Source organism: Cupriavidus sp. CP313 (assembly GCF_054072015.1).
This window is the reverse complement of the sequence record NZ_JBSVZB010000031.1, coordinates 81,254-95,265: the sequence shown is the minus strand read 5'-3', so window position 1 is coordinate 95,265 and position 14,012 is coordinate 81,254. Positions and strand designations below refer to the sequence as shown.

Sequence of the window (14,012 nt, the reverse complement as noted above, 5' to 3'; positions counted from 1 at the left end):
GCAGGGCTCTGGCTGATGTCCATTTTTTCTCTCTTGCGCGTATCGGTGAGGGCGAGTGGAAGGTACGCAAGCACGGCTATTCGAAGCGGCGCACCTGGCGCAAGGTGCATTTGGCGATGGACGCGAAGACCGGCCAGATATGCGCGGCTCTGATGACGCATCAGGACGTTGGCGATGCCGACGTGTTGCCCGAACTGCTCGACCAGATCGCCACCGACACGCCGATCGACACCATCGGCGGCGACGGCGCGTACGACACGAAGCAATGTCACGCGGTGATTGAGGCGCGAGATGCGCAACCGTCGATTCCACCGCGTGAGGGGGCGATGCCCTGGCCGGAGAGCACGTCCGGCGCAGCTTGGCGCAACGAGGCCATTGACGCTATTGCACGAAGTAGCCGGCGCGAATGGAAGAAGTCCAGCGGCTACCACCGGCGCTCGCTCGTCGAGACCTTGATGTACCGCCTCAAAGCACTCACGGGCAATTGCCTGTGGGCGCGCAAGGTCGGCTCCCAGGCGACCGAGGTGGCGATCCGCGTGAGCGTGCTCAACCGCATGACGGCGCTCGCCCGCCCTCATTCCGTCCGCATCGCATGATTTCGAGCTCACAGCGGGACCTTTGTCTTCAAACCTGATTTATGCAACAAGGCCGTTCCAATGCTGTAATTATTCCTCCATGGGCATACGATGGCCCGCCTAGATGGCTCATTACGGCCTTTTCTCATCGTCGACATTGAAGTGTGTCAAACGTCCGTCGTTATGGTCTGTGTGGGCAAGAGCAATCGGTGGCTCAAATCTGTTAAGCGCTCTGGGACGAAAGCGCCGTCAGCGTTGGCTCGCGATGAGCTGACGTTGGCAAACTGGCGCTTGCCGGGCGGCACTCGCCTTTGACACCAGAAAGGCTGGCCAGGAAGGGCAGAGATCGGCGAGCGCGGTCAGCCGAGCCCGGCTCCTTTCCGGCGGGCTAGCGCCGGGTCGGCCCAAGTGCGTTCGCCTTCTGAATCCTCACGCACGCGGAACAAGACTACCGCGCGCAGATTGCCGAATCGATTCAAGCTGTGGGCAGGCCAGTCTCAAAGTCGGTGAGTGTCTTCCCCATAGCGAGGGCATCCGTCAGCCACTTCGGTCGACGACCTTTTCCAGACCAGGTGTCGCCACGTTCGTTTGCATATTTGGCTGGCCCATTGATGGCGGCTTTCGTTGCTGCCATCGACTCTCGGAAATCGGCCTGAGGCGCGGCGTCGATACCTACGACACGCAAGTATAGCGCTGGGTCTGCGGCTTGCAGCTTCAACGCCTCCGCTTCGAGTAGGCTAATCAGGCCGGCAAAGTCGACTTCCCCTCCCGCAGGGTTGTCCCACTTCCGACGACGCTGAAGCACAACGACGAAGAAGCCAATCTTCGAGTCCGAGGCTTGCATGTACTGTCCCTTCAGCTGCGCTGCTAAGGACACGAGGTAGTCGGCCACCGTCCAACGCTCGGACATCTTGAGTTCAACTGTGGCTCGCATCTGATCGACCTGACACAGTACATCGCGCCGGGTTGCCTCCGGAAGGATTGGCTCAAGCGTCACTCCATAACGGCCGCCACTGGCATGGTTCAGCTCGCTCCCGAGTAGCGCCTGGAAGTCTTCCTCGAGAGCCAAGCCTTCGGTCTCGGTCTTGATGTGCTCCATGACCACCCGGCTGAAGAATCGCCGAAGGCTGAACTCGCCATACTCGATGTCGCGTTTTACCGCAAGCAAGTCATTGTGCACGGCTTGAGCGAACTGCGTGAAACCTGTCACCGGCGGCGCGAAGTCACGCTCGAACTTGGGGTAGTTCTGCTGTGTTACCGGAGCGACATATGCTTCCTCCTCGCGCATCTGAAATTGCAAGTGGCGGATGTACTTCGCAGGCGCGCCCGTAAATTTCCGTCGAAGCGCATCCAGCACCTCGTAGGCTGCTTGAGACTTGGCACTCGAAATCGCTGGTAGCAGCGAATCGCGGAGACGCTGAGCGTTGTCGCGAGCACCAACGTCATATGCCTGCCCATCTTCGTGAACGGTGTCTTCGGATTCACGGACGACGGTCACTACCCATTCATAGAGGGCTGAGAGTGCTTTCAGGCCGTCCATGCCTCGCTCCGCTGCCGCTCTCAAACGGTTCTGGCGGTCCTTGCCGATGTACGCGGCTAGGTCGAACATGAACTCCTCTGCAGCGCGCTGTTCGGATGTACGCCAGCGTTCCCACCGCGCGCCGAAGGTGGACGGGTAATACAACAGCCAGAACAGGCCCCATACGACTGCGTTTGACCTTAGGCGCTTCATCTCCTGAATGCGGGCCTCAAGCTCACTACGCGTCTTCTGCTCCTCGGCAGGCTCCGGCGAGGCGACGGCATCCATGGTAGACAAGGGGTCCCGGAAAGCTCCGGACATGCGCGACCAAGCCTCGTCTTCGAAAGCGCCTTGGTCGACTCTTCCCCCGTCGCCCATTGCGCAGGTGAGAGCAGCTTCAAGGGCATAGGAGTCAACGCTAGCCGAGCCTGTCGCGAACGCCCATGCCGCGCCGCCCAGGCCGCGCTGAACGGATGGAGGCGAGTCAGGAAGATGGCGAATGAGTGTGTCGGCCTTGTCGGCCGACACCGCGCCAGCGCCTGCTGCAGCCAGGACATTGCGGAATTCCTCGAGGGCTACCTCCTCATGCGCGTGCACCACCGACCAGAACCACTTCGGGTAGCCGTTGATTTCAAATCGACCGTAGGAGAGAGCTTGCTTAACCTCGGCGTCGGACAGCGCCGGGAGCTTGGCTCCGTCCCCAAGATCAAGATGAAGCCCCTGGAGGCCTGCGACTGTCCCGTAGTACGTGGTGTTGCGCTCGGCCTCAACAAATTCGGGGGCGCGCTTGCGCCAGATAGCGCTAAGCCCGGCGCGGGCAGCGCTCGCAAGCGCAGGGCCCGCCGCCTTCTCGAACGCCGAGAAGTCGCACTCGCTGTAGCGTGAGTTGTGAGTTGTTCGGCTCAGCCAACTAGCAATCCAGGCAAGCGCGTTCGTGTTCGAGCCATCTTGCACACTATCAACTTCAGTCAACAGCCTGTCCTTGGAAGCCTCGTCCAATTCCAGCCTGTCTCGCTTCGCTTGTGGGGGGTGAGCAGCCAGCTGCAGCGCAGCAGCGTTGTTCCTGTGCGTGGTCACCAGTTCGGTAAATCCAGGCTCGGCAAGCGCCTCATCATCGCCATCTTGCCAGGGCCAGTACATCCCGTACGAAACAAATGTCTTCCAGATCCCGTCAGGGGTTCGATCACTTTGAGCGATGACGGCTCGAAGTAGGCTCTGCCGAACGGCGCCGGACCGCTTCAGCGCTGTGCGGAGTTCAGCCTGGTTGGCGCTTCCAAAATGAAACTTGCCGTACGCCTTATAGTACGTCAGGCAAAGTTGGGTGGCGCGTTCAACAGGGACGCTCTCGGCTCGAACAACGACCGCAATCAACTCTTCAACAACCTCCGCGAAATTGTCGTACCGCTCGTTTTTCTCGTCGCGCTTCGCCTCATAGTGCTTCACCATGTGGGCCAACAACCCCTCAGTCAGCGCCAAGAGTTGCTCAGGGCTTGCTAAGTCCGCCACGTCGCGCGTCAGAGTCCAGTTGAGGTTGAAGCCACCACCCTTGCGCATGTACTGCTTGCTTGCCAGTTCGGCAATCGTCGCGGCATCAAATGTCTTCCACGCGAGTTGGCCAAGAAGAAGCCGAAGTGTCCGTTCTTCAAGGCGCGGGCTCGCCTTCGCTGCATCGGCGAGTGCTTGAGCATCGTCATCTCGCTCGAGAGACATCAGGTACAGGAGCTCAGCTGAATTTCCTAGCAGCTTCGTGTAATCATTGCCATGCTCGGCCAGAACCTTGTCGCGGAAGACGTCGAGACGAGCGTAGGTAGCGATATCAAGAAGCGCGAGGCGTGCGTGCCAATTAGGGCCAAGACTGTCGTAGGCCTCTAGAAGCGTCGGTTCAATTCCAGGCTTCGCGGCTTGCCAGTAGTTCTCTGCCGTCAGAATGAACTGGTTTCGTCCGAGCGTGTCGCCGCAAGTTTCGAGCCTCTCCAAGCTACGCTTCAGCGCTACGCTCGCGTCGGCCAACCGAACCTGTGCACTCCGCAGGTCACCGAAGAATGCAACGGCCTGCGGCTCAACCTCCAGCAACTCCAACCTGCAGTGAACGTTGAACGTCGCCAGCCAGCCGGCGACAGTTAGATAAGCCCGATTTACTCCACACTCACCCGTCGCCGCCCGCCATGACAGCGCGGCAATAAGCCTGCGCGCGTCTTCGGGAGACTGAACTAGGGACGAGAGGCGCTTTGCTGCGAGATAGGGGAGCAATTGCTCGGGATAAAGCTTGACCTGATGCTGCCCCGAATCGATGAAAAGTCTCGAGCCAAGCAGATACGTCAATGAACTTTCAGAGAGCAAGGAACCCACAAGTGGCCGGCACGACAGCACCCCATCCCGAGCCTTGAGAGCATCCGCGGCCAGCTCCATGTTTGGCAACTGACAAACCGCCGAAGCTGCTGCGAGCTTTGCCACGGCCTCATCCAAGCTCTCCGGGGAGGGGCGCCCTACCAGCGATTCGCGGTGGTCCAAGCGCTGCTGCGCCTGGACGCCTGTCACCATTCGCTCAAAGACAGAGGTTAGGTCGCTAGGCGGATTGTTCACCGGGTCGACGTAAGCTAGTACGTCGAGACTTCCCGGGCCATCCGCAAGGTCATTTAAGCCGAAACGCCGCGCAGCGTCCAGCAACACCTTGCCATCAGCGACACCATGCCGATTCTCGAGGTACAGCCTAGCCGCTCTCCCTGACAGAGGAAGCAACCCGAAGACCTTCAGGTGCTCTTTCGGAACGGACTTCGCCTTGACCGTGCTGCCAGCATCAAACGCGGAGAGTCCCGCACTCGGAGCATCAGTGGGTTCCACTTCTTCCGATGTGTCGTCGGGCGACGCTTCCTTCGCGTCGCCCACATAGAGCGTTGCACCAAGCTCTGCTTGAACAATATCAAGGACAGACGGCGTGAGCGTGGCGGGGCGCGACGAGAGAATCCAACTGACGTCTGCGCCCGGACGCCCAACTGCCTTGGACACCCTACGAAGTGCAGACTGAAGCCCCGATTCCCGACCCAGCACCGTCTCGTCCAGCGAGTCAACGAATAGGTGCAATCGCTTGGTGGGCGCGGCCTCCCATGCTCCGAACGCGTTGGCCTCGGTCGCTTCAAGAGTGATGTGAAAATCGGGCTCTTCGAGAAGCCGGTGAAGGGCAACGAACACAGCATGCCCCCCTTCGTCACGGAGGCGCTGAGCGCAGGCTCGCAGTTCCATTGTTTTGCCGAAATTCGCACGAGCGGTGATGAGCGAGAAGCGTCCGGCGAGAAGCTGCTTCCAGTCTAGGCCCTTGCGGTTCCTGGTTTCCAAGGACAGAAGTTCGTTGACCGAGTACTTGGTCAAGAGTCCAAAACGTCGTTCTAGGTCGAGGTAGCCAGTCATCGTGGGGAAGCTCAGTGGGATTCTTCTTCATTATCGTCGGCCAGGCCGAGTTCTAGGAGCACGGCCTGCTCACCGAATGTTTTGCTTTGAGCGCCCGGCGCTGCTTCGCGATGGGGGCCTTCGTGAAAATAGGTGGCGCGCGCCCTCTAGCGCGCTAACGGCAACGAGACCTCGCTCTTGACGCACAAGCGAAGCGACGAAGTCTTCGATCCCTCGTCGCAGGTCGCGGAGGAACGCGTCGCGCAGCATCGTGCTGTCCGCAAATGAGCTTAACGTAGCGCCGATCTTTTCTCCGCGAATGGGCACTACCGCGCTGAGTAGAGAGCAGCTTGCCTAGATGACAAGTACATAGTGAATCTTTTCTGGGCTGCCTATAAACCTATTCTGGGATCTCGTGACGGTCCCGACAAGCCCCTCGCAAGCGTAGAGGAACTCCGCCAGAGAGCGTTCCCTTAGGCCCTCATGATAAACCGGTGCATGCTATCCGGCGCACGTATGCTTCCGGGTTACTTGCCGGGGTGCGAGCGCCCGCTGAAACGTTCGCATCGATTTGACTTCTGAGTTATCGTGGCTGTCCGCCGTTCGCTCAGAGCCGGGCTGGCCGTACATGGCTGCGCACCCTGGCCTTCGGACCCGTATCCGGGTGGACAAGGGCTATTTGTTCGATGCCTGACGCTTTGCTGCCCGCAACACTTCCAGATCCACCACTGTACCGACACCCCCGAACAGACCATATTGAGGTCGAAAACCTGCCGGCAACAACGGCTTGGTAGACGCTGCTTGCGGCGCGACACCGGCCGCCTTTGCGTCCACAATCGCTTCACGCGACTTCTGCGCAGCGATGGCCCGGCGCCGGGCGCCGGCATCGGGACTCGAGCGACTCGCAGTCTGTCCTGCGCTCTTCTGAATTTTGGCAATTTCCTCAGCGGCCGCCTGCCCTCCAGCGCCTTTGGTTTTCCGCTTGCGCTTTACATCTTCGAGCGCCCCCCGATGTTTGCGATCCAGCCACTCGTAACGCTGCTGTTCGATCTCGACAAGGTCCGCGTCCTTGCCACACCGCTGAAGCGACTCTGTAGTCGGCGGAATTCTCAGCCAATGACCATCGTCAGGATGGCGCCACAACGCTGCGTTGCCCCAACAGTCGGCACAGACATCAACGTAAACTGGTTGACCCATACCTCCCATCCTGCACTCGTACTCGTGCAGCGCTCGCAGGGGCGGCGTTAGCACCGGATCATGAGGGTCGATTCCGTACTCCATTTCGCGGGCGAGGCAGAAGCGGCCGGCGCGCAATCGCTTGCGCTGTATGCGTCGAGCGAAGATTGCACTGCGAAGCTCATCTTCGGTGTGCGCGTAGCTTTGATCGCCGCGACGACGCTCCTGTTGAAAGCAGAATGCCTCATAGCGAGTCGGCAACGATCCTGCCACAAATCCATCGATCGTCTCGGCCCGCGGATCCGTTCTTTTGGCACCGGCTAAGTCGTTCAGCACTTCGACCAACAGCCGCTCGAAATCTCGCGACTCCATATAGACGACCGCCTTGGCTGGCCGGCCCTTTCCTCGCCGCTTCACGTTGGAGTACTTCGGACCTGCCGCCGCACGCTGTTCTATTATCTGCTTTACACACTTTTCCAGCTCTTTGGTCAGTGCCAGCTTGCCGAGAAGGCCGTCCTTCACCCGTGCATTCGCCCCCTCGACTCCGCCCTTGCCTGGCGCGAAGTACGCCGGCGTCTTGGTCAAGTTCACATGCAAGGACTCGAGTGTCCAGACTTGCTGTTCTTTCGCCGCCCCCGGTCCCCAGTCCACCACCACGCGGTCAACGTTGCCGCTCCTTAGCCATTGCGGAGCGGCGGTGAATCCAAGCTCGGCGAATCGCCGTGACTTGTCACAGAACATTGAAACCAGACAATAGGTATAGGCTTTCCGATTCTCAGGGCCGATCGTCACGTACCACCCCAGTGGATAGTCACTGCCTCTGACAATGCCGAGAATGAGCCGAGGGGACCCGATGGAAAAGAATGCGGTCCGCGTCGAGTTCGGCACCACGAACTCGACGTACGGAAATACCGTGCCGTCGAGGTCCGCAATGGCTTCGAGCGGATGCCCGATATCGGTCGCCCGTCCTTTCGCCGGAGGGCGCCACTCCGGCAGCAAGCCGCCGAGCTCTGGCCCCAGCTCAGCAAGGATGGCCCGCATATGGCGGGCTATCGTATGCCGCTCCGGAATGCGCCGCGCGCTGATTTGAGTCCGGGTCGCTTCACACATGCTACCAGGCACCGCGCAATAGTCGGCGGAAAATTCACGTACCAGCTCTCGCAAGATCGCGAATTGGCGCCTCGCAGCCTCAGGCGAGCGGGCGGCGATCGAGATGATCAGGGCGACGATTCGCCCTCGCCAGAACGCGGTCATCCGATTCTCGGGGCGATAGTGTCCGGGATCAAGAAAGTATCCGGCCGCCTTCCTTCCCGGTTTTTCCGCCTGTTCGAGCAAGGACTTCGGCTTCCCCTTCGCGCCACACTCATGGTAGGAGGGCGTCATGGCGCGGCGATCGCCACCGTGGCGAACGCACCGCCAGAACAAACGATACAACTGCCCCGTCTCCAAATCTAGGCGTCTCGCTTCCTCTCGAACCCGGTGTTGGAACCAGGCTCGGTCAAAGAAAATATCCTGGTGAGCGTGACCATCAGGCGGATCCCCCTCTGAATCTCTTTCACCAATCGAACCAAATAGGCGTTGAACAAGCGCCCAATTCTTGTCGCGCAGTGATGCGTATTTTGCCGGGAGAGAAGTTTCCGATGGAATTTTTGCCCGCACTGGGTCGCGCTCGAAATACTTAACGGTGTCACTCGATATCAGACTGGAGGCCGCCACGGCAAGTAGCTTCTGACGTCGCGCGCGAGGCTTTTGGCTCATATCGTACAGGGCGTAGCGGTCGGTTCGCTCGTCGTAAGCCACGACGCGATACGTGGTGACACAGCCGGCTCGCCGCACCTCGACGCATTGGAATAGCGACAGTTCAGCGATCCTCATGGCGCCCCCTTAACCTCACACGCAGCTGTTGATTCACCTGCAGTGCATAGCCGTGTTCCAGCTCCAGATATCCCAATGCCAGCGCGACGCCGAATCTCGTGTAGGCAGCGTCGCGCGTCTCCCGGTCTGTCTTGCCGAGCTGCAATCGTCGCCCAAGTCGCAACATCAAGCCATCCATATCGCATGGGGCATAACGCCGAGCGGAACGCGCGCTTGCGCGTAGTCGATGCCGACGTTCACTTTCCAGTAGCATCCCTGCAAACTGCAACGCATCGGTTCGCAGGGTGCGGATGTCGTGGCGTTGTATTAGGCCATTGCAGAAATAGGCGTTTTGAATCTGCACGGCGGTGAACGCGAACCTGTCGAACAGCTCGGAGGTCACGTCAAGGGCCGCAAGCAGGGGACCGGCGGCTCGATGGCGGTCGGCATCCATGAACAGTGCGTGCAAATGCGGCACGCCACGCCGCTGTAGAAGCTCTACGACCACCATGCGATCAATGATCTGCGGTGCACTTTTCGTGGCAGCACAAACGGGATAGTGACAGCGAATGTCGATCACGTAAGGCGACGCACAGAGCAAAGCATCGGCGATACGCTCACGCTGCGACTGCTCCAAGAGAGGCTGTCCGCCTCGCACGTTTGCGGTGACGGAGGACATTGAGTAGGGCTTGCGTTTGGCGAAGAGTTGGTTGTCGTGCCCCCATCCCGTTAACACGTGCAAACGATCCCGCTCAGGCAAAATTATTCGAGAGTCCGCCACACAATGACGGTCGAAGGTGGAGAGCATGATGGCGTCATACGAAATCATGCCTTTCTCCGATAAGTCGCTCCACGCGTTGCACTAGGCGTCTGTAGTGTTTGCGTATCGTCGTTGTAGAAAAGTCCTGCGCGCGCGCGAGTGCCGATGCCATTTTGGGGTCCACACATTGCGGAAACTCCCTGGCCAACAAACGCCAACGACGACGGTTGCATTCACCAGCCTTCTCCCGATAACGATCGACGACTGCCCGACACGCAGGGTAGTTGCTGATGGAAAGTTCATCAAAGATGCCTTGTGTCAGCGACCTCGTCGTGATGCGAGGTGCACGGACATCTTGCTGATAAGCAATCGCACGCGCCTCGATGCGTCCGGCGAAATCGGCATCAGTGCGTCGTCGACGAAGCTCCATTCTACTGGCGTGGTGCTGCATCGCCAGCGCGTTGACCCATTCAGCGTCCATGGAGATGATTCCCGTGATCGGGGCGACGGCATTCTCATACAGGAATCGGCGCGGCAAGTCCGGATGCGCGAGCAACGTTTCGGCAATCAACAGTCTCGCAGCGGCACGTTGTCCTTCGGAAAATTCGGTGGCAAATCCCGGCATCGGGCTCTTGGTCACATTGGCGATGGCGCGCTTGACCAGGATTGTGGAAAGCAACGTGTCAATGGATCCATACACCAGACGGCAGGCAATAAGATTGACAACAGGAAGCCCGCTAAACCGGCTCCCCAGCATGACAAGCTTGAGCCTCTCATACCGGTGCGCAGCACCATAATTTTGTTCGAAAAACTCCCGCGCGCCGCTTTCCTCCAACAATGCGACAGTTCGCTCAAGGGGACTGCCGGAAAACACGCGGAGCCGCTCACCGCCTTCTCGCATGACAGCACGAACCTCCTCCCCGTAGATACCGTCCAGTTTCCCAGCCAGCACTTGCTCAATGTCGTATGCGATACCCTGAGCAAAGTCACCGGGCCGCGATGGCGACGGCCGATCCATGAACTTTCCGCATTTGCAGCGCAGAACCGGCGCCCAGCCGAAGTCCAGATAGTTGTAGGCTAAACCACACGCCCCGCATCGGTGGACGATTACTGCTGCATGTCGAGCACACCAGCAGTAGCCTCTAACGCTCGGCGCTGTATCCCAGGTGGCAAAGCCTCGCGTCGCCTCTTGTTCGCGGATGCACTCCGGACAAGCACCAAGTGCAGCGTAACGGCTCGCCCGATAGCTTTGGAATTTCCGGGGCTCACCTATCGTCGAAATCAGTCCACTGACGGCATTTTCGGTGAGTAACTTCGCCTCCCCAATGCCAAGGAATGGCGTAAGTAGTCGCAGATGGGTATGCCCTAAACTTACCGAGACGGGATCGGGGCACAACTCGCCAAACGCTGGCAAGATTCGACCTAAGCCCGCGACCATTCCAACAGAAGAATGCACGACCGCATTACGTACCTCGGTGATTGCTTTGATCGAAGTGACGGTGGCACCGCGATAGATTCGCTCGACAAAGGCAGAGATCAGTTCGTTGGGCTGCAATGCGATCGCATTGCCAATCACGATCGGTGCGCCAATCATAGAATTTATTTTCATGCCCGGGTCCTCCTGGCGGTGGCGTTCCTGCACGTCTGCGTCGGCATGGCGTCCTTGACCGGCCCCATGTCCAGGTAGTGATCAATCGCACGCTGCACGCGCGCGGCGTTGGATGCTTTGCGCAATGCATATTCGGACATGCCAAGCTGCCGCCGCAGCGCGGCAAGCGATGGTCGTCGATTGGGATACTCCTGCGCGAGCCAGGCCGCCGCCCGCCGGATCTTTGCCGCAAGCGAGGCATCTTGGCCACTGACGCCATGGGCGTCGCGTCGCGCAAGCGATGTCGGGCCCACCGCCTGTGGCCAATGGTCATGCAGCCACGCTGCATCTTGGCGGCTCAGCCAATGAAACAGCCGCGGCTCTAGGCGGGCGATCCGGTTGGCGGAGCACTGCGGTGCGGCCCGCATTCGCGCTAGCCATAGTTGGCGAGCTTCCAAACGGATCCGCTCAAGCTGCGCCGTGGTGAGCGCTGGACGCAGACCCAGTTGCCGGATCACGCGGTAGACGGTATCCAGCGACAAGCGGCACAGGCGGGCGATTTCATTCGGCGTGCACTGTCGAGCAATCAGGTCGGGCAGGTCCTCTCGCGTGTAGCGATGGCGCCCGTCGACAGGTAGCGGACGTAACCGGCCGGCACGCCACGCCCGCTGTGGTGCCGGCTTCCGTTTCCGGGACGGTTGGGGCGCCGCGTCAGGCTTGGCCGCTCGTGCATCCCCAATTCCCGCATCTTGCAGAAACATCCACAGCAACGCGAGATAGATCGGATGCAGCGTCGCGCTGCCCGCGACCCAAGCCAGCAGCTTCGCGCCGCGCCCTGGCAACGCTGCGAGCTTGCGCAATGATGGTGCGACGTTCAAGTCGCCACAATAGGTGCAGAACGCCTCCGAGAACGCGCGCGTCCGCGCACGGCCGGTCTCGGAAAGGAAGCCCGCCGCAATTAATCGTTCCGCAATATGGCTGACCGCCAAATGCCGGTCGCCCAGACCGACGATCGCCAAGATCGCCTGACTGTAGGCGATGAGGTCGGCCGTAGCGGGAGGCGCGGGGGAACGCTTGAGGATCGGGATAGGATGAGGACAACGCTCGAGTAACGTACAGCCATGCCAGGGGCATGCTTGTACGAACGGGACGAGGTGTGGCCAAAAGAACGCACTGACACCGAAGCGCTCCCACGAGGCGGCTTCGCATTCGGGGCAGACGCGGATGCCACCGACACGCATGCCAGCCCACACCCGCAGGGTGGGTTGCATCGAGCGGCCGCCGCCGTGCATCAGTCGCGGTCCCAGCGCGTCCGCCATCTCCGGCAACAACCCGAGGGCCAGCAGCGGAAACGCGGAATGCTCCATCAACAATTGCCCCGCATCGCCATACAGCCCGCCAGTGAGGGTAGCTAACTCGGACAGGGGCATCCGGGGCACGGTGCCAAATGCCCGCCCCGGGACAAAGCGATCTTTGGCCGCAAGGATGGTGTCGCAATCCATGAAAAGCCCTCTCGCGATGCTGCTCGCGGCTTCCCTCTGCGGTCGGGGCAACAGAACCGGTACACGCGGCATCATCGCGATTTCCCCCCTGCTTGCGCGGACGATGAGGCGTCATCGTCGACATCCGTCTCCCAAGGCAAATAGTCCTGGTACCGGGCATACTCGCTTTTGGAGATAGGCTCGGCGCCCAACACTCGCCCATACAGGTCCCGCGCAATGGCGAGTGGCCCGACGCAAGCCTTATCGACCAAGCCCTCCGCGGCGGCCGACGGGTCCATACCGTGTTGATTCACGAGGCGGTTGTATAACACCCAGGAGCTGACCACTAGGTCTCGCAATCCATGGGTTTCCGGCAGGATCTGCGACAGGGCCGCAGGCATGGGCCCTCGCCGTGCGAAAAGTTCCCACATGGCCTGCGTAACACCCGTGTAGTTACGGGGGTCGTACGCCAGAATCTCTTGAGCCGGTGGGAACAACGCCCGAAAGGTTGGATGCAACAAGGCCTCGCGTACGGCAGCGGTCGCGCATAGGACCACAATGAATCCCTGCTTCGCGATCCGACCCAGCAACCGCCAAAAAGCCGGTAGTGCGGGTAGCAGATGCTCAGAATTGAAGCCGGTAATGACCAGCGCGCCGACGTTGGCGGCATGCATCCTGCCTAGCAGGTACGTTTCGACCTTCATGACTCGCGCGCGTCCCAGCTCGCCTCCTACGTCTTGGCTACCTAGCGCCTGCAACAGAGTTACCAGTATTCGCATCGCCCAATCGCCGTCAGTCATCGGTGCGATCAACAGCGGCACATGATCGATACGGCAACCATCACTACCGACCAGCCGCCCTGTCTCGTCGAATATTTGCAGTTGCGTGTGCGGCGGCCTCACGCCGATCAGATCGCGCAAAGCGTAGAACGTCCGTTCCACCGCCATGGGGGCGGGCGCGCAAACGAGGTGCGTACGCACGACGCCACCTCCGGATTGCTGAACGGTCGGCGCGTACTCGGTTGGCTCGGGCGCCGGAAGCTGCGGCATGCGGGGGCGCGCTCCCCGGAGAAAATGCATGGAACGGGCATAGGCCGCGCCCCAAGCGGCTCCCGATGCCCCACGCTCGGCCGCGCGCTGCCGGATGTCAGATAGCACGTGCAACGCAATCAGGGCTTCGGCTTCCGTGCATAAGCACATCGACCGCAGCCTGGATTCCATCGCCTCCCATGGACGCAAACGCTGGCGTTGCGACGTGTTGTGGGAACTGTGCGTATAGAGTTGCTCTGCCATGGCCAGAGCCGTCTCCGGGAGCGCCGGCAAGTCATCCAGTAGAAAGGATTGGACACTGGCAGGCTTGACGTTTCTTGGCGGTGCGTCTGGGACGACCGCAGTTCGCATCGACATTGCATACCTCCGTTTTCGCGGGCAGCATCTCGCATGACTACGCATGCGAGGGTGTCTTGTCTCAACCGGAAAAGCAGTCCCGTCGTCTCGCGAGGAGCACGGGCCGCAGGATGGACACGGCCAGGTCGCTACGAGGCAGGCAGTCGGGGGGAGCGCGAGTTTGGGCGGCGACATCCAGATGCGATCTTTGCGGTACCCGGGACGCGCATACGCTGGGCGCAAGGCAAGGCATCGGTCAACCACGCCGTGAGACGGAGAAGGCGGCGCGC

General features: G+C 60.4%; 7 protein-coding genes. 1 reads left to right on the top strand and 6 read right to left on the bottom strand.

All coding sequences use genetic code 11. The features are described 5' to 3' along the window. Positions 1–596, top strand: a 596-nt coding sequence (locus tag ACW4E8_RS31970) for an IS5 family transposase (RefSeq protein WP_456808176.1), incomplete at its 5' end; no start/stop codon positions are given. Between the two features lie 454 nt (positions 597–1,050). On the opposite strand, the gene ACW4E8_RS31965 is transcribed toward ACW4E8_RS31970, so the two are convergent. From ACW4E8_RS31965 to ACW4E8_RS31940, 6 genes are all read right to left on the bottom strand, one after another. Then, positions 1,051–5,499, bottom strand: coding sequence for an H-NS family nucleoid-associated regulatory protein (locus tag ACW4E8_RS31965; RefSeq protein WP_456808175.1), 4,449 nt, complete (start codon positions 5,497–5,499; stop codon positions 1,051–1,053). Between the two features lie 654 nt (positions 5,500–6,153). After that, complete coding sequence (locus ACW4E8_RS31960) at positions 6,154–8,529, bottom strand: hypothetical protein (RefSeq protein ID WP_456808174.1); 2,376 nt, start codon at positions 8,527–8,529, stop codon at positions 6,154–6,156. Then, entirely contained in the window at positions 8,516–9,337 is an 822-nt protein-coding gene (locus ACW4E8_RS31955; protein ID WP_456808173.1) for a hypothetical protein, read from the bottom strand. Before ACW4E8_RS31955 ends, ACW4E8_RS31960 begins: the two co-directional genes overlap by 14 nt. Then, a complete protein-coding gene (locus ACW4E8_RS31950) occupies positions 9,324–10,877 on the bottom strand; it encodes a hypothetical protein (RefSeq protein WP_456808172.1) in 1,554 nt (517 codons plus the stop codon). Before ACW4E8_RS31950 ends, ACW4E8_RS31955 begins: the two co-directional genes overlap by 14 nt. Continuing rightward, on the bottom strand, positions 10,874–12,358 hold the full coding sequence (locus ACW4E8_RS31945) for a TnsD family Tn7-like transposition protein (RefSeq protein ID WP_456808171.1): 1,485 nt from the start codon (positions 12,356–12,358) through the stop codon (positions 10,874–10,876). Before ACW4E8_RS31945 ends, ACW4E8_RS31950 begins: the two co-directional genes overlap by 4 nt. Positions 12,359–12,429: 71 nt before the next feature. Then, the gene (locus tag ACW4E8_RS31940) at positions 12,430–13,629 is read right to left on the bottom strand and encodes a hypothetical protein (RefSeq protein ID WP_456808170.1); all 1,200 of its coding nucleotides are present in this window, start codon (positions 13,627–13,629) and stop codon (positions 12,430–12,432) included. Positions 13,630–14,012 lie beyond the last annotated feature (383 nt).